The following is a 22,335-nucleotide window of genomic DNA, read 5'->3' as shown; positions in this document are numbered from 1 at the left end:
CTTATTGCTTCAGATAACCATTCAAAGCATTCTCTAAATAATGGACACACTCAAAACTGTTTTAATTTGCCTTGGAATTGGATGGCTCCTTTCAAAAGCATTTTTATTTGTTTTAGCTCAGATGGTCTAACAGATGAACTTGTTAAAATTTCTTGCTCTCTCAATCCTTCTTGGAAGTGCTATCTATTTCGTCACAAGGGATATTCTAGATCCAAGCTGGTATTTACATTAAACAACTAATGAAATCCTAAGGAATTTTTACTGGCTGAAAAATGAAACTTCTAAAGGTGAAATTTAGAACTTACATGAAACCCGTTTCTAAATAGAGCGTAAGAATGATATGAACTTAGAAAATAATATTAAAATACTTTTATAATATGAGACTTCCTTATTGCAATTATTTCTGCGATTTTTCCAGCAAGTTCAAAACAACTAATTGCACCAAGAAATATCATAAAAAAATTAGATTGCGAAATATTTCCCCAAAAATATCTTTCTCCAAAAAGGAAAAAATAATTACAATAAATATACTCAAGCAGTTGTCAGAAAAATTAATTCTTAACGATTATAGTATCTTATCAAATCAAAAAGCAGGTATATAACACCAATACTAACAAGGATATAGGGCAACCTTGGGTATTTAACAAATAGATTTAAGGAATCTGATTTTGATTCTTTCTTTATAGTCTTGGGAGCCAAGCCTTGCTCTTTACGCCTTTTAGCTTCTCCCATAGATTTAACTCTTGTGTTCTAGTTTCTTATTTAATAGCAATCTTTAAAGCATGGCGGACTGAAACAAGCTAAGTCTTAAAATAATTGCAAATAGATTCTTTGTGGAGAGAATGAAGGCATATATCTTACTTTGAGACTGTTCTAAATCCATGAGGAACATAGATTGGAGCCAATAACTACCGATCTAAAAGATTTTTCAAAAAGGCTCTGAAACAAAAACCAGTTGGAAGACTTTCTCAAGTTAAGAACCCAAAACAATGGATTAGGTCTTGCCGTAGCGAATATCTATAGGACTATTAGGGAAAGGACAAGAGGCAGCAGTATGAACGATGAAAACTGGAAAGAGGAATTTAAGGAATGGAAACCTAGCCTAAAGCCTTTCCAAATAAAATTGCTAGAAGAAGGAGCACAAAGTCAAAGTCAAACACTAATGCTCTGTGACATGTGGTGCGAATGGAAAAATCTTGCACTTAAGAAAAAAGTCCATGAGATATCACAAGGTTTTGTAATAGAAGATCCTTGGGAAGAGAAAAAACCTGAAATAGTCGAACCTTTTAGACAAAGCGTTTTTGACAAAAATAAATTGCAATAGATGCATGCAGGCAATCATCATTTTTCATTCTTCCCTTATAACACTTTCGATCTATTGCTCTAAAAGCATGCACCTTTAAATATTTTTCTTGATTGAGAGTAATAAAGTTTGTGCAAGTACACTTAATAAATAGCTAACTATGATTAAATCAATTCATACTTCAATTAATAAATGCTTTACATTCAGCACTGGAAATTTAAAACCGGATACCACGAGCAAGCTGCAAAGAAATTCCTAGCTACACAAGCTCCATACCCTAGAGCTAATATGCTTGGCCGCTATCACGGTCCAGGGTCTTTAGAAGGTTGGATAATAGTAGAGACTGACGATCCAACTGCTTTATATGAGCATGCAGCTGATTGGGGTGAATTTATGGAATGGGATACAACTCCTGTATTTACTGACGATCAAGCTGGTCCAATTATCGCCAAAATTTATAGCTAATATCTAAACATTTGCTATAAATTTTTCATCAAAGGTAATTTCTGAAAATCTTTGTTCGAATGTTTTTGTACTAATACGTCACCTAATAATAAAAGTCGATTAAAACAAGCTCATTTGAGTAGTTGATGCTTTGCTTAGCGCTTCTGCTTTCCATCCTTCTGAACTCCATCCAACTAACATCTTCTCAAGTGCTCTTAATTCATATCTATCTTTAACTATAGCCAGCCACTCTTCTTCTAATCCATTTGGAATGATAACTGGCATTCTATTATGTAATGGTTTTACTAATTCATTTGGTTCGGTAGTTAATACGCAACAACTTTCAAGCTCACTGCCCTCAGGTGACGTCCATTTATTCCAAAGGCCTCCAAACCAAAAAGGTTCTTCATTTTTTCTAGTTATGCGATAACCCTTCTCAAAAAATCCACTCGCTGGCATGAGACACCTTTTATGTCTCCAACTTCCTCTAAATAATTTCTTCTCCCCAATACTTTCAGCTCTTGCATTAAAAGGTCTAGGCCTTTTTTTATCAAATGGATCTATAGCCCATTCAGATATAAACCCCCAAAGCATAATTGAGGTTGTTATTTTTCCTTCATTCTTTAAAGCCAGGACAGGATCACTCGGTCTAATTAATTCCTGTTGAGCATACTTTTGTTCGAAACCTTTTGGTAGATCTTTCTTTAAAAGAGAAGGTAGTTCATCGAATTTAGTTATCAGCTCATATCTACTACACATATCTAACTAAAAGAAGCAATTTGATTATTAGGATTTAGCAAGATTTACAAATATCGTAAGGGCTAAACTGATAATAATGCAAATAACAATTGGAAAATAAAAAGTTGAATTTTCTATTATCAAAATCATGTCGTCTGCTACTTTCCTAAACCTAATTTCTTGAAATAAGAGAAAAAATCCCTATAAAAACAATTGTAAGTCCGTTAAGGATTAGGGTTTTCTGCATCTACTTCGAAAAAGGAACAGTCGTTTTCTTACCTTTAGCACCTGCAGAAGCAACAAAGATTAGAGCAGCTTCATCACCATCATTAGCGCAGTAATGAATAGTGTCCTGCGGAGTAGCAAAACTTTCCCCAGGTCCGACTTTGAGTGATGTGCCATCAATGGTTCTACAAGAAATAGTCCCTCTAACCACATAAGCAATTCCAGGTTGAGGGTGAAAATGAAGATCTGTTTGAAAACCAGGTTGAGCAACTATTTTTTGAAGTGTCATTTGCGCTTTGCCTTCTGGATATTTATAAGTGTCTCCATTCCAAGATTCAGTTGCACTTATAAGAGTTTCAACAACTACTGAATCAATATTTTTGGATATCTCTTTCTTTTGACTGCAGGCGCTTATAGGGAACGCAATCCCAGCCGTTATAGCAAAAAGTAAAAATCGCCTCATTGAAAAAAAGTTTTTTTATAATGTCCATTATGCCAAGATTTGATCTAGTACTACTAAAGGTATTTAATTTTTTTGGCATGATGGTAAAGAAAGGTTGTTTTTGATGGATCAACTTCAATTTAAATTTATTTGGCCTGTTGCTCTAATCGTTCTTGCAGCTTTCCTTATGATGATTGGCATCATTGCCGGATTCATCGATCCAAAGTCACTAATGATTTAACTGAAATTCAAAGTGAAAAAGAGGTTTTCAATTGTTGGAATATTTATCGTTGTAGCCTTTACTCATGGAATGCTTATTTTTCATGAGAATTTCCCTTCAGCCCAAACAAGACAGAAGATATCTGTAGATGGAATGTTTCTTGATTAATTAAACGCTAAACAAACTTTTGAAGAGCAAATAGTCTTCTGATATTTTTCATTAGATCATTCTGTAATTTTCTTGCTAAGGAACTTCAGCTGATTCTTAAGTTTGTCAATTTGCTTTTTCAATTTCTTTTGACTCTCTTTCAATTCAGAAATCGCTTCAATATTCTTGGCAACCATTGAACCAACAATATAAGTATCTAATTTTTCTAAATCCTCTGTTGCCATAATAAAAACTACTATTAAGAGCAATTACAAATCCATCGTGAAGCCAAGAAAACTGTGAAAACTGTTTTTTCTACTATGCGGCCTTAAATTTTTTCCTTTGCTCCTCCCACAATTCATTAACAATTCTGGATGAGAATTCTCTATGAACATTCTTAGAGAGTCTATTTGCATGCTTTTTTGATCTAACTCTTTCAGCACCAAGGAATAGACCTTCCATAGCAATTTCAATCTCGTTTTTTTTCATAGCTATTTAGTGAGGGCACCAAACTTAACGAATCTAAAAAGGATAAGAATCCGTCTTTACACCTAATTCTCAAAGACAAAAAGCTGTTCATCGAAAAGTTAACTTCTTTGATCAATAAGTCGTAGTCATAGAAAAGCATTTTAAACCGTAGATAATTACTAGCTTTTTAGAGGATCCATATTTTGATATTGAAGAACTTTTAGATCCACTCCTTTTGGATCCCTTAAAATGCCCTTGGGGCAGAACAGGGCAAGCCTGCAAGTCTATATCCCTATAAATGCTAAGTAGTTTGCTCCCTTACAGCTTCAATGATTAAAGTGCCCCTACATTTTGCGATCAAACACTCATTACATAGTCTCTTCTTTGTTTTTTGAATTCTTTGACATATTTTTGGAATGACTAACTACCACAAGTAATATTTGGCTTTGATCAAGATGCTTGCAAGTGTTATTCATTTCGTAACTTCCAGTAGCAAAAAACTTGCATCGCTATTTCACTTCCTAAATAGTCTCTTTGTAAAATATTCATAATTTGTCTATAAAGAAAATATGGCAAGCAATTCTTTAGGCTATGAATTCCTAAGTCCCTCGCAACCCTTAGGAATATTGATTTTGGTAGTTGGAGCAATCTTCACTAGCATGATTATCTTGATATTTATAAACGCCAGCCAAGACAAAGAATCAAGTATGGATCGAAAGAGAAAAAAATTAGCCAAAGATGAGCAATCTAAAAAAATTGCAAGGCTTTACCCAAAGAAAAAGCAGAACTGATGTTAGATCCAAAGCTTCGATTGATGACTTTGGTAATAGTCAATGTATTAATTCTGATTGGTTTGAGATATTGGATTCTTCATAGTGACGTATTTATTCCATTATTGAATGGATTAGCCTCTTGAAACAAGATGGACTTCAAATGACTCTCAGGAAAGTTCCTTGAAAGCCCATTCTTACATCAAATTATTTTTAATTGAGGTTATGGTTCCTTCTTAGATTGCATTTCAGGGAAGAAACTAGTTATTAGGATTAGATCCCATACTTCGCCTTCGTCATAGGCCACACCTATGACACCACTCCCTTCCTGCAATCCTTCAGCTTTCATTTTTGCTCTAATCAATGCTTGTCTCTCAGCACTAGACATTGCTTTGAATCTTTCTTTTCTTTCTTTAGGTGTTTCTTTTGTCAAACTAGAGTATGGATTTTGAACATAAGGTTTAGCCAGCTTTCCACAAAGTAATCTCGGTTGAATCCCAAATATGGCCTCCTGCTTCAATAGGTTCTCTACTTGCTTCAAAGAATGCTTTTGCGACTCCTGCTTCAGCTTGGTGGATAACTATTACCTTCATTGGGTCGTCTTCACTGACTCCTCTGTATAAAGGTTGGATGCCATTTTCATCGTGCATCTTACGAATATCCTCACTGTCAAATATTGCAGCCCATTGTTCAAATGGAACAGAAATCCTGAAAGTAAAAACAGAGGTTTCGAAAGCCATCAAAAGATTAAATTCATAAAGATTATTGCTCCTAAATGAATAGGAAAGTACTTTTTGTTGTTATTTCATGTTTTTGATTGCTTATCGAAATAGTAATCTGAACATCTCATTATCATCCTTCCAAAGCGATAGGAAAAAATGCAGATGCAAATACCTTTTCTACTAGATACATTATTTATAGTAAAAGGGGTAATTCTCATGGACAAAATCTTAGATAAAAGCAAACCTGAAAAGGAAGTAGAAGCTATAGACGATTATTTTGAATGTACATCTTTCTGTTCTTTAGAAGAGAGCATGAGCGATTGCCAAACAATATGCATGGAGAGATTTCTCAAAGGAAAATATTTCTAAGCATTTCCTACTAATTGCTTTTGTGTAGAACAGTGAAAAAGAATTACAAAATAGTTCTTATTACTTCATCGTGAATCTCACCAGAAAGCCTGATCGAGAACAATCAGCAAATCCAAGAGCCTTGCTTGCCGAATGAAGGAACTTAAGCAGTATGAAGTTATAAAGCTTCTGTATCTTTGGTACTTGCGAGGTTGTCAATATAGCTAATTACTCATTGCTCAAACTTAATGAGTAGCTACAAGTGTTTAACTGCAAATTCAAATGACTTCAATGCCTTCTTCCCGTTTACCAAACGGATCAATTGAAATGAAGATTGTTGAAAGAGAGTGGGGAATTGAAAGGTGCTACATCTCTTCCAATGGAGAAGAAATATGTTCACCTACTCCTTTATCTTCATATGCTTGGCCATTTTCCTCTAAGCCTTAAAGAATTTGCTAAAAGGGAGCGTTTGTTTCTTCGCTGCCTAAAACTAAAAAGCATGCTATTAATTCTTTCGAATCCTGAGGATTAGAATCAGCAAGGAATTACTCAGAGGGACTAAATGGTCCCTTTTTCGTGGAATAGATAATAGAGTATTCAAGATTTGATAGAGCTAAATCTTATGAGTAAAGAAAATGAACAAAAAGGGTTTCTTAAAAAGTTTGGGAAATGGGCCCCAATAATTGGCGGGGCTTGGATCGTGCTCAACATTGTTGCTCCTTTAGCTCTATTACGTATACCTGCCGTTCAAAAATACCTAATATCAATTGAAGACAAGCTTCCTTTTGATCTTCCAGGGATTGGCTAGATGTATACAGAACAATTTATTTATTTTCTTGGTATCGCAACACTACTTCTAAATACTGGACTCTACTCTCATTCTCTCCCAACCTTTTGGTTAGTTCTTCCATTGATAATCACAGCCTGTTTTGACAGTATCGAAAGGACTCATTTAAAGAACAGCTCAAAAAGCATTAAAAAATATTTGTTCTAACATCTTTCATTCACCCCGAAACTGAATCTAGAACAATTAGACAATCCAAGGACCTCAGAGTCGAATGCAGGTAGTCAAACTGTACAAAATTAAGAACTTTGGAAATCATTAACTACAAAGAAATCGATTAATCTAAAATGCATATGAACAAGGGAACCTGCGTGATGTCTTACAATTTAACTATTTCCAAATCTGCCACTGCTGAATTAATGAGGCAATCTGCATTTGGAGGTACTCCTGGTGAAATGCATATTGATTTATTACCCGATAGTTTTGAGGAAGGCTGGTTGTATATTCGGTTGCGATGTGGAAGCCAAGGTGGGGTTCCTATTGCAAGAACTGATGGGATAACACTATTTGCTCCATCTAAGCAACTGAACTTAATGCAAGGCTTAAAGCTTGATTATTTTGCTGATTTGAGTGGTGGAGGTTTTTTAATTAGTCCTCCAGAAGGAGCAGAAGCAAGTGGATGTGGAACAGGTTTTAAAATGATGAGCAATTAAAACGTGCAATGGCTAAGAGAAAAGATTGGAAAATATTTGGGAAATCTTAAATAATGACACCAAAAAAGAAACATAAGCTCTAACGCCCTATTCCTTCAGTCATCATTTTGCTGATTGCAGTCAAAACAAGTCACAATACGATGAGGATATCGTTTTGCTCCCCAAAGAAGGTTGCCAAAGGCTTCCCATCTACTTTATCTCTCTTCGAAGACTAAAGCTCTTATAGCATTAACCTCTCATGTTTGTAGGCAAGTAACCAAGCGAGCAGATAATTCGGTTTTCGGATTGAATTATTTGCTCGCTATTAGACTATTGCTCTGCAGCATTGGCCTAACAGTCGATAAGCTTCAGCCTTACATTAGCTCTCTGGTAAAGGGATTTCAGAAAGAAGAGGAAGAAGCAAGGTCTTTCATTTGGAAGGTTTCTGTCGAGTCATCGGGAGCTGCAAACTGTTAGTAGATTTATTTGGGACTTTATTTGCCAATTGTGCCAAATAATCCTCAAGTTCTCCTTTTGTACCTCCAATCTCATTCCCGCATCCATCAAAAATATTCTTAGATAGAGATGCCGCTAAATCTTCTTTTGGTGCAGACATTATTTCTTTCAAAACTGGCGAAAACAATAATCCTTTTGACAATTGAGCAGCAGCAGTCTCTCCAGCTTTTTCAGAAGTCATTCCATTCCCAATAGAGGTACAGAACTTCTCTGAAAAATCCTTACTTATATCTGACACGGAAGATGGTAAATCCGCAGCGGATGAGAATGTCGAAACCGGAGCCAGGAAAAATATTGTTGCCATAAAATAGGCAACCAGAAAGGATTTCATACCTTGATCATGCCAAGAGTTAGTTAAGAGCTTAAAAAGAGCGCGTAAGAAAAGAAATAAACCCTAGCAAATAGTAATAAGTTCATCTCAGGTATGAATAGTCTGTTTATGAGACGCATCAAACCCTATGCGAGGCGACAGGATTCGACCTTTCGGCCTAGGACTAACAAAGCACTATGTGCAATAACATCTTTCACTAGGGTTGTAAGCTATAAAGAGAATCCTTAGAGATAACCCAAGTTCATCCTTCTTCAAAAAAGATCACAATAAGTTGATTATTTAACGCACATATCTCAAGCCTTTCACACAATAAAAGTGCGCTCTCCAATATAAAGGTTTATGCCAGAGAAGTGGGAACCAACTCAAGACCAGCAAATAGGGATCATTTCTGGGGTAAATGAATTTATTACTGATGAGCTGAATGAATTACAGGAAGAGTTGGATTGTCCTGATAAATTTATCTATGATTTCCTAGAGGAAATTAAAAGTCGTTGGTCTCCTGAAAGCTGCCACTCCAAAACAAGACAGAAAAAACGCGAGAATCGAAATGACTATTAAGGCAGTCCTACTTAGACTAAGCAACTTTTTCTTCTTCTTCAGTAATTACTTCAATCAATTCTGGACTGAATGAAGAAAGAGCAGTGTCCTCTTCAACTGCTTCAACTGGGGTAACCATTTTCAATAGCTGGTCATCTATTCCTTGTGATTCATTAGAGGTTCTCTCTACTGAATCAGAAGAAAAGGAATGCTTTGCTAAAACTCCGATGAGACCCTTTAGGGAAAGAAAAAGCATCTTAGAAATGTCAAACAAGTTGTCGAGTTCTTCTTTAATGTACTTCTGGGAATCTTCTTTAACGAGGTAAGTTATAATCGTCCATCCCGTTAAGCCAATAAAGAATAGAGAAAAAAGTACCGTAATTAGAGTAAACATTAATAGGTAAGATAGTCTCCTATATATATCTATTTCTTTTAGACATTGCAAGGAAGAGTCCATTCTTTTAAAAATATTTTAAAGAGCAGGAGATACTCCTAGGTTCTTTTTAGAGCTATGCCTCTGGTTCACCCTAAGTCTTGAACGATTCCTAGCATTAACCTCTCAAGCTTGTAGATAATTAACTCATAAGTCCATATGTTTTATCTCTCTGATCTAAAACCAATGAAACCCAATAAAGCCAAGTTTTTATTGAGCCAACTGATTCTTGCGAAAGTAAAAAGAAGCAGATTCTATAACCCTTGACTCAATAAGGCTTCTTAAGTCTGTGCTAGTAGAACTATAAAGTTCTACTTTTGTCAATTTAGTGTGAACCTTAAGAAAACCACATCCCTCCATTCTTACTTGCTTCTAAAAAGCTCTTTCTTTGCTCCTCGTGTTTCTCAATAAGCTCATTGGACTTGGATAACTCAACTGTCTCATTCTCGATGGGTTGAACCGTCACAGGCCATAGCATTGAAAGCCATGATCTTGTTCTCGATCTAGCGTATGCAACCATGCCTCAGTAGAGCGATTGATTAATAGGTAACTATTGAGTAGATACCTATTATTTTATAGCTTTGAATTAGCTACCAGAAATCAGTGAAGTGTTGAGATAGACACCAAATCTTATGACTTGCGCTTCTGACTATTGTACTAAATCTTCTTTTCAAGTATTAATCAAGCTTAAATACATTTAGTACATTTACAAAAAAATGAGTGAATCATTGCAGAAGGCTTTTTTCGGAGTAATTGCACTTGGAGTTTCTTGTACCGCAATCGCATTAGTTCCTGTGTCTAGGCAAGCTGCATCTTGGAACCGCTGTTTTGATAGTACCGTTAGATGGATCAATGAAAAGTCGGATCTAAAGGGATGGGGGCAAGAGGCTAAGGAGTCACTTGCTGTTGGGGTATGCAATGGGGCTGTGTATGAACCTAAGTTGAAAACTCAATAAAGACACTCCATCAAGGAGTGCGAATTCAATTACGCAAGATTCCAATCAGGGGTATAGGAATGGCATCTTCGACCTCGACTTAGTAATTCCAAAGTAAGTTTTTTTGGCATTATGCATATATGGAAAGGGTCGAATTAAATCCTGAAACCGCAGAATTTGGTATGACTTTCAAGGTCATTGCAATCTCTTTAACAAAAGATAATTGAGCAGGGTTCATTTATTTTCTAAAATAGTTTTAGTTGACAGCCGGTCTAAGGAGCAAAAAAAGCGTCGCTCTAAATGGGCGGCTTTTTTATTGATTTTCGCAGCAAGGCTTTTCTTCAAGACTTTCAGCAATTCCCTTAAGCGTTTTTGCAATATATTCATCAGGCCATTTTTGTTCTGCTCTAATTTCTTCAACTGCAGTCATTACAGTCTCCCAAGCCGCTTGGACTTCATAAGGATCTTTAGGTGAAAAAATTTCAGTCATCTAATCTCTCTGCATAATCTCTGATAATTTCTGCAATTACCTGCGGTGGGATTGATTCCTGCGCTTCCTTGCACAAATCAAAGAACTGGTCCATAAATTCTTTTCGAGTCATTTAAAAAAATGAATTCTTTATTTCCACTATTATTGCTGAATCCCAAATGGTCAATTTTTCAGACTTCCCATAATTAGTTCCCACACAACAAACCTCAAAGTGGGAGAAGCTAAGACAACAATTAAACCTCGGTTTTTAATGAAAACATCGTAATACTGCTAGTTCTTGAAAAACTTCTGAAACATCCAAATCAAGTAAATACTTGAGCCTATGAATAAAATCAAGCTAAATGTACCAACCGCTGAATTTGCTGCTTCTACTGTTGGCATTTACTACGTATTTGCAATTGCATAAAAGATACTCTAAGTAGCTGATCTATTTCAACTTTTCATTCTGCTAGGAGATGGACTTCATAAATAATTCTTCCTCAGTTCTCTTGGTGCGTTTATAACCCTTCAGCTGTTGTTCTAACCGACGTATATTGAGACTGTTCAAAGATAGTAAGGAGAAGGGGGTCGAACCTTCGACTTAGTTCTTCCAAAGAAATGGGTAAAATAAAGCTACAAATTTCAGGGATATAATAAAAATGTTTATAATAAATAAAGTATTTAAAAACTAATATGTATTTTAAAAATTTCAAACAATTATTTTTAATATCATTATTTTTTGTACCACAGAATTTCATTGAAGTTAAAGCATCCCAATTTAATCCAATAATTTCAAATGAATATTCAAATAATTTATTAATATCAGGGTGGAAACCTCTTGGTAATAAAAGCAAGAATAAAAATAAAGCAAATGAAAAAACAATCGATGCATTAAATGATTTCAAAAAAATGCCTTTCTTGAAACCTTATTTTAAGAAAGCTAGAGGTTATGCAGTTTTCCCAAATGTAGGGAAAGGCGGTATTGGTATTGGTGGTGCTAGAGGGAAAGGGGAGGTTTTTGAAAATGGAAATGTTATTGGCTCGACTACCCTAACTCAAGTTTCTATAGGATTTCAATTAGGAGGACAAGCATTTAGCCAAATTATCTTTTTTAAAGATAAAAAATCTCTAGATAGATTTACTCAAGGTAATTTTGAGTTTGGTGCCTCAGCAAGTGCAGCATTAATATCTGAAGGAGTTAATGCTTCTGCAGACTACAGCGATGGAGTCGCAGTTCTTACTTTTTCAAAAGGGGGGCTTATGTATGAAGCCAGCATAGGTGGTCAAAAATTTAGCTATTCAAGTTACTAAATATTTGATGCGTAGAAAACTGCATAGAAAAAATCCAAAACCTAGTAATAGCGAGAGCCTTGCCAAGAATCCAGCAAATCTTTAAGCGTTATCAGAAATGGAGATTTGCAATCCAAATCTTGAGTGTTTATCTACGGCCAGAAGAATTACGTTATCTTGTTGTCCAAGATGGAAAGCTTAAAACGACCTATCAAAAGAGTAAGGGAGGCACAAAAGGAGAACGAACATCTATACGGTTTTTATTTCCACTTTTTGCTGCTTTAAGCGATTCAGATTGGGTCTTTTTTACTCGCTCTAATGCTTCATTTAGTCCAACCTTTTTATTGATGACGAGGTCATGGACTTCTTCAATAAAACTCTGGATCTTTCCATGGTTAGTTCTTTCCCACCTGAAAGGAAGATATTTGTAGGTCCTATCCCCATCTGCCCATCTGATGCCAAGCATCACTTTGCCTTTGTTTTGAGTTATCTGCCAATTCGAGTTGAGCTGATTGCTTAAGTAACTCCTAACGCTTCTTACCCACTCTTCAGATGTACTTCTAGCTTTCATTGGGGAGTGGACTTTGAGGGGTAGCTCTAGGGGTAGCTCCTGGTTGAATATATTTAAAACCAAGCAGGATTATCACACAATAGTGAGTCTCAAACCCATTCTGATAACTAGATAGTTCTCAGTGAGTGACTAGATTTATGCCCCTGTCTCATCTTGACAACCCAATGCTTTGGGAGCACTAGGTCGCAGGTTCGAATCCTGTCGCCCCGACTGGTAAAACTCTTTATTTGCAATAGGTTTGGCTATAGTCTAGCTAAGCCAATTTTTTGTTTGCCCTTTTGAGCCAACAAAGCGCTAACAACTGCTTGAATCCCTTGCTATAGCAGAAGTGCCTGGAGCACTAGGTCTTGGACGATTTTATGAGTATGGCTAGAGCAACAAAAGCTGAATTAGAACTTCGCGTTGGAGAGGCTGCTTCCATGCTCGCTGAAGGTAATGGCGCCACAGTTGTTACGGCCCATGTGGCCGAAACTTATCGCTTGAGTCGCAGACAAGCTCGAAGAATCACAGCTGCAGCCTATGAGTTGCTTGTTCAAGACCTAGAAGAAGTGGATTTAAGCAGGCCACAAATCACAGCCCAATTAGTGGCAAACTTGCAAAGCGCTATTCAGAAAAGTCTTGTTTTGGGACGCACAGGATCTGTTGCTAGTAATGCACGAGCTTTGATTCATCTTTGCGGTCTTGCTGCTGATAGTTCTTATAACCAAAGAAATCGAAAGAATTAGCTAAGACATTTCTTTCTTTTGAAATCCATTTGCTTTCATGGTTTCCTCGAATAATCGTTTTCTATAAGAAGAGCTGTATCTTGCTAATGCCTGTTTCTCATGCCATAGAGGAGGCTGCCAAACTTTTTGGCCACATTCAACGCATTGCCATTTTGCTTCCATCCCAGTAATGCAGCATCCACCGCAAGTGATTTCTCCTGCTGCTTGTGCCCTTTGAAATTCTGGATCTTTGAAATCTGGTAGACCGTAAAGAATTTCCGCAAGAGGTCCATGACCACACTTTGAACAGTCATTAGGCCTCTCAGTGCTGACTATCCTTTCTTTTTTTATTGGGGGTAAATCTATAACCTGTTCTTTCTGCTCTTTTTGCCATTGATAAGAATGGTATTTACCAAAGGATTTAAAAAAGGAATAGATAGCTTTGAATAGCGATTGAAAGTGTGAAGAATTGATCCTGATGAGTTTTTTTCTGGGCATAGCAGCAGACCTTGATTAATTAATAGAAAATTGTTTTTTGATAAATGATCTAATTGGTTCTTTATAAGTTCCATACGTCATCTACAGGCAAAATGCAGTAAGAGGAAACGTCGTCTTCCACTGGATCCCTTTTTGCATTCCAATAGGGATCTTTTCGAGAAAAGATCCAAACAAAACTTTTCACAATATTTCCAAGTTTTAGGAATAGGTTTTTCTTAGAAACAGATAGAAATAGAGACTTTTCTAGACTTTTTATTTGAGTTGCTTTTTCTTTCATGACCAGCTTCACGATGTGATGAAACTCGTTATCAATAGAAGATTCACCATGTTGTTGATAATGCTGATCTAGGTCAATTAGTTGTTCGTATGAGAGGGCTAATGTGTCTTGGTAGCACTCCTCCCAGACGTCGGGATCTAAGCACATGGACTTTTCAGTGATAGGGGTTTAAAAAAATAGGTTTTATTCGACGATGAAAGTGACTCCCATGACGGCCGTAATATCTTTTTTGATCGTGGTTGTGTCGTAAGAGCCCCAGCTGCTGACCTTTGTTGAGTTTGGGACAGTGATCTGAAAGACACCAGTATCAACTTTCTTCACAGTGCCAAGACTTGAACCTGCTTGCTGGACAATTGCCTCTGCTCGTGTTCGTGCATCTTTAGTTGCTTTAGAAAGCATATCGACTCGTTTTGCTGCAAGCTTTGTATATGTGAATTTGGGTCGATTAGGCTTTACAAGGACTCCTTGGCCAAGAAGTTCACTCACTTTTCGATATGTCTTATCAATATTAAAAACATCATCACTTTCAATTTCTATCCATTGAGTAGTGACCCATTTTGTGGAAATAATTTCACCTGTTTTTGAATTTTTCGTTTTCACCTCGGATGTCGAAGCAGGTAGTAAAGCTAGCGATTGAGAGTCATTTGTTCGAACTCCATTGCGATTAAGAAACTCGATAGTTTTTCTTATGGATTCCTGATGCTTTGTAAATGATTTCAGTTGTGATTTCCCTTCTGCCTGCACTTTGATGTCCCACTTTGCGATGTCACTTTCTATCGGCTCTGTACTTGCTCCAGTTACCGTGATGTAATTCACAGGAGGCCTGAGTCCATCGACCAAGATTTTTGATGCGCTTATAAATCCTATAAGTCCACCAACTGATAAAACTGTCGTGGCAAAAACAAGAGGAGGTGTGCGACGAATAATTTCAACCGCATGAAGAGGTAAAGCACCTATGCGAGATAGAACTTTCATTGGATTCAATTGTGAGGAGTCGTATTTAGCGAAAAATCAATTCAATTCGAATAGATGAATCTCTGGTCTACTCTGTTTGACCAAGGAACTGGTATTTCGCTTCCCATCGGGACATCATTAGATGGTGTTCCGATTTGTGAGTTGGTTCCTGATCATGCAATATCTTGAATGGGCTAGCAAGAGGTCGAATGTACTATTAGTGATTTATGTACTTGCTTTGACTATGTCTGTTTTGGTTTCACTTTTATCAAAAAAAATTTTTTAGGATGTTTGATTTAAAATAGCTGTTTATAGTTTAGAAATAAGAAATAAGTCTTTAATGAATGCTGTCGAGATAGAAGAAGCGATTACAGATCTTTCAGCTCAACCATTTTGTAGGGATACTTTTGCTTATTCTTTTCTGGAAGCATTTGGATTTAAAAGCACTACATTAAAGAAGTTGCGAAGTGGATCCTCCAATAAATCTGATTTGGGTGGGGTTTTGCTCAGGAATAATATTCATATTTCTATATGTCAGTTAGGAGAGGTGCCTAAGACTCTAGAAGAGCTCAAAACAAGTCCTTCCACTTCTAAAAGTAAGTCGAAATTTGTCTTAGCAACTGATGGAGAGACATTTGAGGCCGAGGACTGTAGATCTGGCGAGACAATAGTTTGTAACTATAAGGATTTTTCGAATTATTTTGGTTTTTTTCTTCCATTAGCCGGTATATCAAATGTTAAACAGATTTGCGAAAGTTCTTTTGATATAAGGGCTACAGGAAGACTAAACAAGCTTTATATTGAGTTAATTAAAGATAATCCTGATTGGGCAACATCTGAGAGAAGAAAAGAAATTAATCATTTCCTTGCAAGACTTATATTTTGTTTCTTTGCTGAAGACACTGATATTTTCGGAGAAACGCTTTCATTTACAAATACTGTTGAACAGATGAGTGAGAGTGATTCTTCAAATACTCATCAAATTATTTCGGAAATTTTTAGATCGATGAACATTCCGAAGAAGATGCGGATTAACGCCAATCTTCCTAGATGGGCAGAGGCTTTTCCATATGTTAATGGGGGGCTTTTCTCTGAGAGTGTTGAGGTCCCTCTTTTTAGCAAGATTGCACGCTCTTACTTGATACATATAGGGAACCTTGACTGGAAGAAAATTAACCCAGATATTTTTGGCTCCATGATTCAGGCCGTTGCAGAAGACGAGGAAAGAGGTTTCTTAGGTATGCACTACACAAGTGTGCCAAATATCTTGAAGGTCTTAAACCCACTTTTTTTGGATGATCTACACAATAAGCTTAAATTAGCGGGCGATAATGAGAGAAAGCTTGCAAACATTCGGAATAGAATTTCTAAAATAAGAATTTTTGATCCAGCTTGTGGTTCTGGAAATTTTCTTGTAATTGCCTATAAAGAGCTGAGGAGAATTGAAGACATAATCAATTGTCGGCGAAAAGAAGTTGGTCGAAAATCTGAAATCCCATTGACAAACTTCAGGGGGATTGAAATAAGAAGCTTCACTTCTGAAATTGCTCGACTAGCACTAATCATTTCTGAATATCAATGTAATGTTAACTACCTTGGTCAGAAAGAGGCTCTCGCTGAGTTTCTTCCTCTTGAGGCGAACAATTGGATCACATGTGGTAATGCATTGAGACTTGATTGGGTGAGCCTTTGTCCACCTTCAGGTTCCTCTGTCAAGTTGCATTCGGATGATTTATTTAGTACCCCACTTGATCAGGCGGAAATTGATTTTGATAATAAGGGTGGGGAAATTTATATCTGTGGGAACCCTCCATATCGTGGTAGTCAATGGCAAAGTAAAGATCAAAAGTATGATTTACAACAAGTTTTTGAGGGGAGAACAAAAAAATGGAAGTCTCTTGATTATGTATCTGGTTGGTTTATGAAAGCTGCAATATTCTGTTGTCATAAGAACGCAGCGGCAGCCTTCGTCTCGACAAATTCAATTTGTCAAGGAAGACAGGTTGAAAATCTTTGGACTTTAATTGCTAATACTTCTTCCAAAATATTTTTCGCTCATAGGAGTTTTAAGTGGAGCAATTTAGCGAGTCATAATGCTGGTGTAACTGTAGTTATTGTTGGGATAACCAAAAAGCCCGTTCCATTACGTATACTTTTTTACAATGATGAAAATGATGTAACTGTTCAAAAACATTGTGAAAATATAAATGCTTATCTAATTAATGCACCTGATGTCATTGTGCACTCAGAGGCTAAACCCATCAATGGTCTTAGTGAAATGAGATTTGGGAATATGCCTAATGAAGGTGGCTTTTTACTCTTAAATGAGAGTGAAGTTAAAGAGGCAAGAGCCAAGTATGGAGTTAATCCAAAATATATAAGACGCTTTTTAGGCTCAGACGAGTTTATTAAAGGTAAATTACGTTATTGCATTTGGGTAAATGATGATGATTATGAAGACGCCAAAAAAAATCAATGGTTGATGTATCGATTTGAACAGGTTAGGGAAAAAAGAACTGCTTCAGATAGGCCTACTACAAAAAAACTAGCAAAAACTCCTTATCTTTTTGGGGAGGTTCGTCAGGCTGGATCAGAAAGATCAATAGTAATTCCAAGAGTAAGTTCTGAGAATAGAGATTACCTACCAGTTGGAATTGCAGAAAATGGAATAATTATTGGAGATAGAAATTTTGCAATACATGATGCACCTTTATGGAATATTGCAATTATTTCCTCTCGATTACATTGGCTTTGGATAGCAACGGTATGCGTCAGAATGAGAACTGATTTTTCGTACTCTAATACCCTTGGCTGGAATACTTTTTATGTCCCAAAATTAACCGAAAAGAATATGCTGGATTTGACTCGTAGTGCTGAGGAGATACTTCTAGCTCGTGAAATACATTTTCCGAAGACAATTGCAGAACTTTATGATCCTGAGAGAATGCCCAATAACTTGATAAATGCTCATAAACAAAATGATGAGATTTTAGAACGAATTTATATAGGTCGCCAATTTAAAAATGATACTGAGCGACTAGAGAAATTATTTCATTTATACTCTAGAAAATTGAATAATAAAATCTGAAAAATTTATGACAACAATAAATATCCCATCTGTTTCTGTTAACTATTCTCGAACGGGTAAATCTACTCAAGTAAACGAACTCGGTATGCGTCCAATGCAGGAGCGTGCTTATGAGAAAAGAGGTGAACAATATTTACTTATTAAATCTCCACCTGCTTCTGGGAAGAGTCGAGCTTTGATGTTTATTGCACTTGATAAGCTACATAATCAGGAAATAAAACAAGCTATTATTGTTGTTCCTGAGCGTTCAATAGGTGCAAGTTTTCATGATGAACCTTTGAGTCTCAATGGTTTCTTTTCAGATTGGAAGGTCGTTCCCAAGTGGAATTTATGTGATTCTCCGGCGACAGAAGGTGGAAAAGTTAAAGCAGTCAAAGCATTTCTTAATAGTGATGATCCTGTTCTAGTAACGACGCATTCGACTTTCCGATTCGCAGTAGATGAATTTGGTTGTGAAGTTTTTGATAGACGTTTAATTGCTATCGACGAATTTCATCATGTTTCAGCAAATCCTGAGAACAAATTAGGTAATCATCTCGCAAAATTTATAGATCGTGATCGGGTACATATTGTTGCGATGACAGGTTCATATTTTCGGGGAGATGCAGAACCAGTTCTAATGCCTGAAGATGAAGAGAAGTTCGAAAATGTTACTTATACATATTATGAGCAGCTTAATGGCTATGAATATCTTAAAAAACTAGATATCGGATATTTTTTCTATTCAGGTAAATATGCAGATGATATTCTTAAGGTTTTAAATCCAGAAGAAAAAACGATTCTACATATTCCTTCTGTTAACTCTAGGGAAAGCACTAAGGATAAGCTCAGAGAAGTTGATCACATACTTGAAGAACTTGGAGAATGGCAAGGAACTGATGATCAAACAGGTTTTCATCTTGTGAAGCAAAAGAATGGGTACATTCTTCGTATAGCTGATTTGGTAGACGATGAAGCAAGTAAACGTGATCAAATAGTAGCTTCACTAAAAGATCCGACTCAAAAACAAAATCGAAATCATGTAGATATAATTATTGCTCTAGGAATGGCCAAAGAAGGTTTTGATTGGATCTGGTGTGAGCATGCACTTACGGTTGGTTATCGTGCAAGTCTTACTGAGGTTGTACAAATTATTGGACGAGCAACAAGGGATGCACCGGGAAAAACTAGAGCAAAATTTACTAATTTAATAGCTGAACCAGATGCCTCTGAACAAAAAGTGGCAGAGGCTGTTAACGATACTTTAAAAGCTATTGCTGCTAGTTTGTTAATGGAACAGGTTCTTGCTCCTTGTTTTAATTTTAAGTCGAAAACTTCAACTAGTAGTCCTCAAGAAGGCTACGATTATGGAGAAGGTGGCTATGACCAGAACAAAGAAAATGTTGGCTTCAATGATGAAACTGGACAGTTTGAAATAGAAATTAATGGTTTAAAACAACCAAAGAGTAATGCCGCAAAAAGGATTTGTGAGAATGACTTAAATGAATTGGTTGCTGCCTTCGTTCAGGACCCCACATCAATAGAGAGAGGTTTATTTGATGAAGAATTGGTACCGGAAGAATTAACTCAAGTACGAATGGGAAAGATTATTCAAAAAAGATATCCTGAGCTTGATGATGATGATCAAGAGGCAGTTCGCCAACAAGTTGTTGCCATGATGAATATTACTCAAAAAGCAAAAGAAATTGCGAATGGGCAAAGCACCCTAGATGCAGATAGCAATAGTGAAAGAACTAATATGGCATTAATTAATGGGGTTAGAAAATTTGTTACTGATGTCAATGAGTTAAATATTGATTTAATTGATCGAATAAATCCCTTTGGAGGGGCTTACTCAATTCTATCTAAATCAATGAGTGAGGAAAGTTTGAGGCAAATTCATGCCATTATTTCTTCTAAGAGAATTTCTCTAACAAATGAGGAGGCTCGAGATCTAACTTTACGAGCAATTAAATTTCAAAAAGAAAGAAATAGATTGCCATCTATTACATCAGCTGATCCTTGGGAGAAAAGAATGGCTGAAGGTATTGCTTTTTTACAGAAAAAAGAATCAGAGAAAATAGATGACTGAACCCACAAATAAAGAACTTCTTGATTTATTAGGTGTAGAGGTTGTGAAGAAGTCAAATTCTTCACAGACACTTCGAGAGGAGCAAATTATTAATGGTTTCAAAGAAATTCAAAAATTTCATGAAGAATTTAATAGAGCACCTGAAAATCTAGAAGATAGAGACATCTTTGAGAGGCTGTATGCGATCAGATTAAGTGTCTTGAAAGAAAGTGAGGAGTTTAAGAGTGTGTTGAGGACTTTTGATTATCAGGGTTTGTTAGATGTAAAAGCTGTTAAAAACTATGTTGAAAACAATCAGGAACTTGATGATTCAGAGTTGCTTGCAAAATTAAATATATCGCCTGAAGTGTCAAACCTGACTCTTCTTCGGCATGTGCGCTCTAATGAAGATAGACGTGTGGCTGAAGAGTTTGCTAAAAGGGAGCCATGCTCGGATTTCGAAAAATATAGGAACCTTTTTGATAATATTCAACGTGATATTAAAAAAGGCATTAGGGAATCTGTATCTCTAAAGAAAACGCCGGAAATTAATCAAGGACAGTTTTTTGTTCTTAATGGTCAAACAGCTTATATAGCTGACGTTGGCGAACCATTTATTCAAGAATATGGCATCAGAGATGCTCGTCTATATATCGTTTTTGATAATGGCACTGAAAGCAGGATGCTTCTGCGTTCATTGCAGCGTGCATTGACAATGGATGAAACAGCAAGACTTGTTACTAATCCTATTCTGGGCCCACTTTTTGACAACCTTGTTAAAGATGGAGATGAGTCAAGTGGCACTATTTATGTTTTACGGAGTAAATCAAAGTTGCCAATTATCGAAGAAAATCGTGAATTGATTCACAAGATCGGAGTAACTGGTGGGAGCATTCAAAAACGAATCTCTAACTCACGTAATGATCCCACTTATTTAATGGCTGAAGTAAATATTGTTGGTGAATTTAAGCTATACAGTATTAATCGGACAAAACTTGAGCATCTTATTCAGAGCATTTTTGCACCAGCTAAATTAAATATAAAAATCAAAGATCGATTTGGCAGACCATACTCTCCACAAGAATGGTTTTTAGTACCTTTAATAGAAATCGAATCGGCTATTGAAAAAATTAAAGACAGAACTATCTTGAATTTTCAATATGATCCCTCAAAGGCAAAATTGGTTGAATGCTGAGATTTATTTGAATAATTACTTGAAAAGGTTTGCTTAAAAATATGGGGGGTGTATGTAGGAAAAATAAAATTCACCCCCTGCATATTTACAAAGGACCATATAAAAAAGTTGGCCTCCCTTTTTTTCCGTTTTCAATTTTTACTCTACGTCGCAGGTTCGAATCCTGTCGCCCAGATCAGTTATAGCAGTAAGTCTCAGCTAATACATAATTCACGCAAATAATTGCTTCACGCAAAACTCACGCAAAACTTCGTTTTGTGTATAAATATCATTAAGATTAAAACTTTACTATCTTCCACCGCAGATTTCTCTAATTAACTCTGGCATCCCTCTTTCATATCCGAATCTTGCAATAGCGGGAACTAATTCCCCATCTATTGATGACTTAAAACAATCTGCTATTCTCCAATCGACTATCGTTGTTCTTGAATCGCTCTCATATCTTGTTCTGAATTTATAAATATATCCGTTATCTAAAGGCTCCTTATCGTTAATAAAAAGCTGATAATCTGTCCCCATCCAAGTATTTGAATAGTAAGGTTCTTCTGCCTTAATTCCAGAATGTAAAGATAGAGCAGCTAGTAATGGTAGTGGTAGTAGTAAGCGTTTCATCTGCACATAGGTTTGTTTCTATAAACAGGTGAGTTGCAGTTGATTCCTGGCGGTGATTCCTTGGTTGTCTTTTCTGACCAATCAGTAATTGGTGGATTGTCGTAAGGGTTTAAACCTTCATCTCTGCCTTGGGTGTCTTGTGGACCTTGGCTATTTGGATAGCGGTAATTAGGGATTGGACTAGCTTCTTGTTGGGTCCATCTGATAAAAGCTCTCTGGAACTCCCTATGAGCTTTTGCATGTGCAAAAAGGAAAAGAGCTTCTTTTCTCTCTTTCCCATTATTAGATTTATAAGAAATATAGTTGTAATACTCTTGTCCTTCTAAATCAAATTTATACCCAAGATATTGTGATCGCTGAATACCTCCCTGCCCCTCTACCCACATGGCCTTCCCCTGGAATCTAACGCGACATTTTTTTTTAATTCTCCTACACCAAGCATCGTGATAACTTTTTGCCCCATCATTGAATATCCCGACTGGGAAGTCAGCATCACCAAAATCAGCTTTTGCATGATTAAAGCAAGTTGCTATTGCTGACAATAAAAGAGGAAGCAGAACTCTTCTATTCAT

Annotated in this window: 30 protein-coding genes; 14 read left to right on the top strand and 16 right to left on the bottom strand. The window is 36.4% G+C overall.

The features are described from left to right. The first annotated feature begins 955 nt into the window (after nucleotides 1-955). A complete protein-coding gene (locus tag PRO_RS03295; protein WP_011124811.1) occupies nucleotides 956-1,324 on the top strand; it encodes a hypothetical protein in 369 nt (122 codons plus the stop codon). Between the two features lie 171 nt (nucleotides 1,325-1,495). Then, a complete protein-coding gene (locus PRO_RS03290) occupies nucleotides 1,496-1,768 on the top strand; it encodes a DUF3303 domain-containing protein (RefSeq protein WP_011124810.1) in 273 nt (90 codons plus the stop codon). A gap of 99 nt (nucleotides 1,769-1,867) precedes the next feature. Here the strand turns inward: PRO_RS03290 and PRO_RS03285 are convergent, their stop codons facing one another. The 3 genes from PRO_RS03285 to PRO_RS03275 form a co-directional block, all read right to left on the bottom strand. Continuing rightward, nucleotides 1,868-2,506: an SOS response-associated peptidase gene (locus tag PRO_RS03285; RefSeq protein ID WP_011124809.1), complete on the bottom strand. Its 639-nt coding sequence runs from the start codon at nucleotides 2,504-2,506 to the stop codon at nucleotides 1,868-1,870. A 27-nt stretch (nucleotides 2,507-2,533) separates the two neighbouring features. Continuing rightward, complete coding sequence (locus PRO_RS09670) at nucleotides 2,534-2,635, bottom strand: DUF2905 family protein (RefSeq protein WP_011124808.1); 102 nt, start codon at nucleotides 2,633-2,635, stop codon at nucleotides 2,534-2,536. A gap of 97 nt (nucleotides 2,636-2,732) precedes the next feature. Then, nucleotides 2,733-3,173, bottom strand: coding sequence for a cupin domain-containing protein (locus PRO_RS03275; RefSeq protein ID WP_011124807.1), 441 nt, complete (start codon nucleotides 3,171-3,173; stop codon nucleotides 2,733-2,735). A gap of 232 nt (nucleotides 3,174-3,405) precedes the next feature. Here PRO_RS03275 and PRO_RS09595 point away from each other — a divergent pair, with 232 nt between their 5' ends. Continuing rightward, a complete protein-coding gene (locus tag PRO_RS09595; protein ID WP_268741280.1) occupies nucleotides 3,406-3,540 on the top strand; it encodes a hypothetical protein in 135 nt (44 codons plus the stop codon). A 56-nt stretch (nucleotides 3,541-3,596) separates the two neighbouring features. Here PRO_RS09595 and PRO_RS03270 read toward each other — a convergent pair whose 3' ends face one another. Further along, complete coding sequence (locus PRO_RS03270; protein WP_164923217.1) at nucleotides 3,597-3,764, bottom strand: hypothetical protein; 168 nt, start codon at nucleotides 3,762-3,764, stop codon at nucleotides 3,597-3,599. Nucleotides 3,765-3,837: 73 nt separating this feature from the next. Further along, complete coding sequence (locus PRO_RS03265) at nucleotides 3,838-4,008, bottom strand: hypothetical protein (RefSeq protein ID WP_164923216.1); 171 nt, start codon at nucleotides 4,006-4,008, stop codon at nucleotides 3,838-3,840. Nucleotides 4,009-4,777: 769 nt separating this feature from the next. Between PRO_RS03265 and PRO_RS09590 the strand changes: the two genes are divergently transcribed. After that, the gene (locus PRO_RS09590) at nucleotides 4,778-4,903 is read left to right on the top strand and encodes a hypothetical protein (protein ID WP_268741279.1); all 126 of its coding nucleotides are present in this window, start codon (nucleotides 4,778-4,780) and stop codon (nucleotides 4,901-4,903) included. 77 nt (nucleotides 4,904-4,980) lie between these two features. Here PRO_RS09590 and PRO_RS03260 read toward each other — a convergent pair whose 3' ends face one another. Together PRO_RS03260 and PRO_RS03255 are read right to left on the bottom strand one after the other, a co-directional pair. Beyond that, the gene (locus PRO_RS03260; protein WP_011124802.1) at nucleotides 4,981-5,190 is read right to left on the bottom strand and encodes a hypothetical protein; all 210 of its coding nucleotides are present in this window, start codon (nucleotides 5,188-5,190) and stop codon (nucleotides 4,981-4,983) included. A 28-nt stretch (nucleotides 5,191-5,218) separates the two neighbouring features. Continuing rightward, nucleotides 5,219-5,497: a DUF3764 family protein gene (locus PRO_RS03255; protein WP_036891818.1), complete on the bottom strand. Its 279-nt coding sequence runs from the start codon at nucleotides 5,495-5,497 to the stop codon at nucleotides 5,219-5,221. A gap of 612 nt (nucleotides 5,498-6,109) precedes the next feature. Between PRO_RS03255 and PRO_RS09310 the strand changes: the two genes are divergently transcribed. The 3 genes from PRO_RS09310 to PRO_RS03245 all read left to right on the top strand — a co-directional run bounded on the left by PRO_RS09310 (nucleotide 6,110) and on the right by PRO_RS03245 (nucleotide 7,324). Beyond that, entirely contained in the window at nucleotides 6,110-6,274 is a 165-nt protein-coding gene (locus tag PRO_RS09310; RefSeq protein WP_165438627.1) for a hypothetical protein, read from the top strand. Nucleotides 6,275-6,449: 175 nt separating this feature from the next. Beyond that, the gene (locus PRO_RS03250; RefSeq protein WP_011124798.1) at nucleotides 6,450-6,635 is read left to right on the top strand and encodes a hypothetical protein; all 186 of its coding nucleotides are present in this window, start codon (nucleotides 6,450-6,452) and stop codon (nucleotides 6,633-6,635) included. Nucleotides 6,636-6,985: 350 nt separating this feature from the next. Beyond that, complete coding sequence (locus PRO_RS03245; protein WP_011124796.1) at nucleotides 6,986-7,324, top strand: AIR synthase; 339 nt, start codon at nucleotides 6,986-6,988, stop codon at nucleotides 7,322-7,324. 409 nt (nucleotides 7,325-7,733) lie between these two features. On the opposite strand, the gene PRO_RS03240 is transcribed toward PRO_RS03245, so the two are convergent. Continuing rightward, on the bottom strand, nucleotides 7,734-8,150 hold the full coding sequence (locus PRO_RS03240; protein ID WP_011124795.1) for a hypothetical protein: 417 nt from the start codon (nucleotides 8,148-8,150) through the stop codon (nucleotides 7,734-7,736). A 339-nt stretch (nucleotides 8,151-8,489) separates the two neighbouring features. Between PRO_RS03240 and PRO_RS03235 the strand changes: the two genes are divergently transcribed. Further along, entirely contained in the window at nucleotides 8,490-8,708 is a 219-nt protein-coding gene (locus PRO_RS03235) for a hypothetical protein (protein ID WP_011124794.1), read from the top strand. Between the two features lie 16 nt (nucleotides 8,709-8,724). Here PRO_RS03235 and PRO_RS03230 read toward each other — a convergent pair whose 3' ends face one another. Next, nucleotides 8,725-9,144 carry a hypothetical protein gene (locus PRO_RS03230; RefSeq protein WP_011124793.1) on the bottom strand — a complete coding sequence of 140 codons (420 nt, stop codon included), beginning with the start codon at nucleotides 9,142-9,144 and terminating at the stop codon, nucleotides 8,725-8,727. Between the two features lie 692 nt (nucleotides 9,145-9,836). On the opposite strand from PRO_RS03230, the gene PRO_RS03225 reads away from it, so the two are divergent. Continuing rightward, nucleotides 9,837-10,076 (top strand): hypothetical protein, encoded by a 240-nt coding sequence (locus PRO_RS03225; RefSeq protein ID WP_011124791.1) that lies wholly within the window; start codon nucleotides 9,837-9,839, stop codon nucleotides 10,074-10,076. 292 nt (nucleotides 10,077-10,368) lie between these two features. On the opposite strand, the gene PRO_RS03220 is transcribed toward PRO_RS03225, so the two are convergent. After that, nucleotides 10,369-10,545 carry a hypothetical protein gene (locus PRO_RS03220; RefSeq protein WP_164923215.1) on the bottom strand — a complete coding sequence of 59 codons (177 nt, stop codon included), beginning with the start codon at nucleotides 10,543-10,545 and terminating at the stop codon, nucleotides 10,369-10,371. A 672-nt stretch (nucleotides 10,546-11,217) separates the two neighbouring features. Between PRO_RS03220 and PRO_RS03215 the strand changes: the two genes are divergently transcribed. Beyond that, complete coding sequence (locus tag PRO_RS03215; protein WP_011124788.1) at nucleotides 11,218-11,835, top strand: YSC84-related protein; 618 nt, start codon at nucleotides 11,218-11,220, stop codon at nucleotides 11,833-11,835. 190 nt (nucleotides 11,836-12,025) lie between these two features. On the opposite strand, the gene PRO_RS03210 is transcribed toward PRO_RS03215, so the two are convergent. After that, nucleotides 12,026-12,385: a hypothetical protein gene (locus PRO_RS03210; protein ID WP_036891827.1), complete on the bottom strand. Its 360-nt coding sequence runs from the start codon at nucleotides 12,383-12,385 to the stop codon at nucleotides 12,026-12,028. A 365-nt stretch (nucleotides 12,386-12,750) separates the two neighbouring features. Here PRO_RS03210 and PRO_RS03205 point away from each other — a divergent pair, with 365 nt between their 5' ends. Next, nucleotides 12,751-13,110 carry a hypothetical protein gene (locus PRO_RS03205; protein ID WP_052039689.1) on the top strand — a complete coding sequence of 120 codons (360 nt, stop codon included), beginning with the start codon at nucleotides 12,751-12,753 and terminating at the stop codon, nucleotides 13,108-13,110. Here PRO_RS03205 and PRO_RS03200 read toward each other — a convergent pair whose 3' ends face one another. From PRO_RS03200 to PRO_RS03190, 3 genes are all read right to left on the bottom strand, one after another. After that, complete coding sequence (locus tag PRO_RS03200) at nucleotides 13,111-13,587, bottom strand: Zn-ribbon protein (RefSeq protein ID WP_011124785.1); 477 nt, start codon at nucleotides 13,585-13,587, stop codon at nucleotides 13,111-13,113. A gap of 61 nt (nucleotides 13,588-13,648) precedes the next feature. After that, nucleotides 13,649-14,011: a hypothetical protein gene (locus PRO_RS03195; RefSeq protein ID WP_011124784.1), complete on the bottom strand. Its 363-nt coding sequence runs from the start codon at nucleotides 14,009-14,011 to the stop codon at nucleotides 13,649-13,651. A 36-nt stretch (nucleotides 14,012-14,047) separates the two neighbouring features. After that, nucleotides 14,048-14,839 carry an SIMPL domain-containing protein gene (locus tag PRO_RS03190; protein ID WP_011124783.1) on the bottom strand — a complete coding sequence of 264 codons (792 nt, stop codon included), beginning with the start codon at nucleotides 14,837-14,839 and terminating at the stop codon, nucleotides 14,048-14,050. A 319-nt stretch (nucleotides 14,840-15,158) separates the two neighbouring features. Between PRO_RS03190 and PRO_RS03185 the strand changes: the two genes are divergently transcribed. The 3 genes from PRO_RS03185 to PRO_RS03175 are packed head-to-tail and all read left to right on the top strand — an operon-like array spanning nucleotide 15,159 to nucleotide 21,151. Continuing rightward, nucleotides 15,159-17,906 (top strand): class I SAM-dependent DNA methyltransferase, encoded by a 2,748-nt coding sequence (locus tag PRO_RS03185; RefSeq protein WP_011124782.1) that lies wholly within the window; start codon nucleotides 15,159-15,161, stop codon nucleotides 17,904-17,906. A 7-nt stretch (nucleotides 17,907-17,913) separates the two neighbouring features. Beyond that, nucleotides 17,914-19,977, top strand: a complete 2,064-nt coding sequence (locus tag PRO_RS03180; protein WP_011124781.1) for a DEAD/DEAH box helicase — start codon at nucleotides 17,914-17,916, stop codon at nucleotides 19,975-19,977. Further along, complete coding sequence (locus tag PRO_RS03175) at nucleotides 19,970-21,151, top strand: GIY-YIG nuclease family protein (protein WP_011124780.1); 1,182 nt, start codon at nucleotides 19,970-19,972, stop codon at nucleotides 21,149-21,151. The genes PRO_RS03180 and PRO_RS03175 overlap by 8 nt, the downstream gene beginning before the upstream one ends. Before the next feature lie 288 nt (nucleotides 21,152-21,439). Here the strand turns inward: PRO_RS03175 and PRO_RS03170 are convergent, their stop codons facing one another. Further along, complete coding sequence (locus tag PRO_RS03170) at nucleotides 21,440-21,763, bottom strand: hypothetical protein (RefSeq protein WP_036891830.1); 324 nt, start codon at nucleotides 21,761-21,763, stop codon at nucleotides 21,440-21,442. Then, complete coding sequence (locus tag PRO_RS03165) at nucleotides 21,760-22,335, bottom strand: hypothetical protein (protein WP_011124778.1); 576 nt, start codon at nucleotides 22,333-22,335, stop codon at nucleotides 21,760-21,762. The genes PRO_RS03170 and PRO_RS03165 overlap by 4 nt, the downstream gene beginning before the upstream one ends.

The sequence above is a fragment of the Prochlorococcus marinus subsp. marinus str. CCMP1375 genome (assembly GCF_000007925.1).
Taxonomy (GTDB): Bacteria; Cyanobacteriota; Cyanobacteriia; order PCC-6307; family Cyanobiaceae; genus Prochlorococcus_E; species Prochlorococcus_E marinus.
This window is presented reverse-complemented; position numbering and strand designations above follow the sequence as displayed.

Excerpts from the sequence above, each read along its gene's own strand:
- PRO_RS03290 (WP_011124810.1), top strand. The coding sequence starts at position 1,496 with ATGCTTTACATTCAGCACTGGAAATTTAAAACCGGATACCACGAGCAA.
- PRO_RS03285 (WP_011124809.1), bottom strand. The coding sequence starts at position 2,506 with ATGTGTAGTAGATATGAGCTGATAACTAAATTCGATGAACTACCTTCT.
- PRO_RS09670 (WP_011124808.1), bottom strand. The coding sequence starts at position 2,635 with ATGATTTTGATAATAGAAAATTCAACTTTTTATTTTCCAATTGTTATT.
- PRO_RS03275 (WP_011124807.1), bottom strand. The coding sequence starts at position 3,173 with ATGAGGCGATTTTTACTTTTTGCTATAACGGCTGGGATTGCGTTCCCT.
- PRO_RS03270 (WP_164923217.1), bottom strand. The coding sequence starts at position 3,764 with ATGGCAACAGAGGATTTAGAAAAATTAGATACTTATATTGTTGGTTCA.
- PRO_RS03265 (WP_164923216.1), bottom strand. The coding sequence starts at position 4,008 with ATGAAAAAAAACGAGATTGAAATTGCTATGGAAGGTCTATTCCTTGGT.
- PRO_RS09590 (WP_268741279.1), top strand. The coding sequence starts at position 4,778 with ATGTTAGATCCAAAGCTTCGATTGATGACTTTGGTAATAGTCAATGTA.
- PRO_RS03255 (WP_036891818.1), bottom strand. The coding sequence starts at position 5,497 with ATGGCTTTCGAAACCTCTGTTTTTACTTTCAGGATTTCTGTTCCATTT.
- PRO_RS09310 (WP_165438627.1), top strand. The coding sequence starts at position 6,110 with ATGACTTCAATGCCTTCTTCCCGTTTACCAAACGGATCAATTGAAATG.
- PRO_RS03250 (WP_011124798.1), top strand. The coding sequence starts at position 6,450 with ATGAGTAAAGAAAATGAACAAAAAGGGTTTCTTAAAAAGTTTGGGAAA.
- PRO_RS03245 (WP_011124796.1), top strand. The coding sequence starts at position 6,986 with ATGTCTTACAATTTAACTATTTCCAAATCTGCCACTGCTGAATTAATG.
- PRO_RS03240 (WP_011124795.1), bottom strand. The coding sequence starts at position 8,150 with ATGAAATCCTTTCTGGTTGCCTATTTTATGGCAACAATATTTTTCCTG.
- PRO_RS03235 (WP_011124794.1), top strand. The coding sequence starts at position 8,490 with ATGCCAGAGAAGTGGGAACCAACTCAAGACCAGCAAATAGGGATCATT.
- PRO_RS03230 (WP_011124793.1), bottom strand. The coding sequence starts at position 9,144 with ATGGACTCTTCCTTGCAATGTCTAAAAGAAATAGATATATATAGGAGA.
- PRO_RS03225 (WP_011124791.1), top strand. The coding sequence starts at position 9,837 with ATGAGTGAATCATTGCAGAAGGCTTTTTTCGGAGTAATTGCACTTGGA.
- PRO_RS03220 (WP_164923215.1), bottom strand. The coding sequence starts at position 10,545 with ATGACTGAAATTTTTTCACCTAAAGATCCTTATGAAGTCCAAGCGGCT.
- PRO_RS03215 (WP_011124788.1), top strand. The coding sequence starts at position 11,218 with ATGTATTTTAAAAATTTCAAACAATTATTTTTAATATCATTATTTTTT.
- PRO_RS03210 (WP_036891827.1), bottom strand. The coding sequence starts at position 12,385 with ATGAAAGCTAGAAGTACATCTGAAGAGTGGGTAAGAAGCGTTAGGAGT.
- PRO_RS03205 (WP_052039689.1), top strand. The coding sequence starts at position 12,751 with ATGGCTAGAGCAACAAAAGCTGAATTAGAACTTCGCGTTGGAGAGGCT.
- PRO_RS03200 (WP_011124785.1), bottom strand. The coding sequence starts at position 13,587 with ATGCCCAGAAAAAAACTCATCAGGATCAATTCTTCACACTTTCAATCG.
- PRO_RS03195 (WP_011124784.1), bottom strand. The coding sequence starts at position 14,011 with ATGTGCTTAGATCCCGACGTCTGGGAGGAGTGCTACCAAGACACATTA.
- PRO_RS03190 (WP_011124783.1), bottom strand. The coding sequence starts at position 14,839 with ATGAAAGTTCTATCTCGCATAGGTGCTTTACCTCTTCATGCGGTTGAA.
- PRO_RS03185 (WP_011124782.1), top strand. The coding sequence starts at position 15,159 with ATGAATGCTGTCGAGATAGAAGAAGCGATTACAGATCTTTCAGCTCAA.
- PRO_RS03180 (WP_011124781.1), top strand. The coding sequence starts at position 17,914 with ATGACAACAATAAATATCCCATCTGTTTCTGTTAACTATTCTCGAACG.
- PRO_RS03175 (WP_011124780.1), top strand. The coding sequence starts at position 19,970 with ATGACTGAACCCACAAATAAAGAACTTCTTGATTTATTAGGTGTAGAG.
- PRO_RS03170 (WP_036891830.1), bottom strand. The coding sequence starts at position 21,763 with ATGAAACGCTTACTACTACCACTACCATTACTAGCTGCTCTATCTTTA.
- PRO_RS03165 (WP_011124778.1), bottom strand. The coding sequence starts at position 22,335 with ATGAATAGAAGAGTTCTGCTTCCTCTTTTATTGTCAGCAATAGCAACT.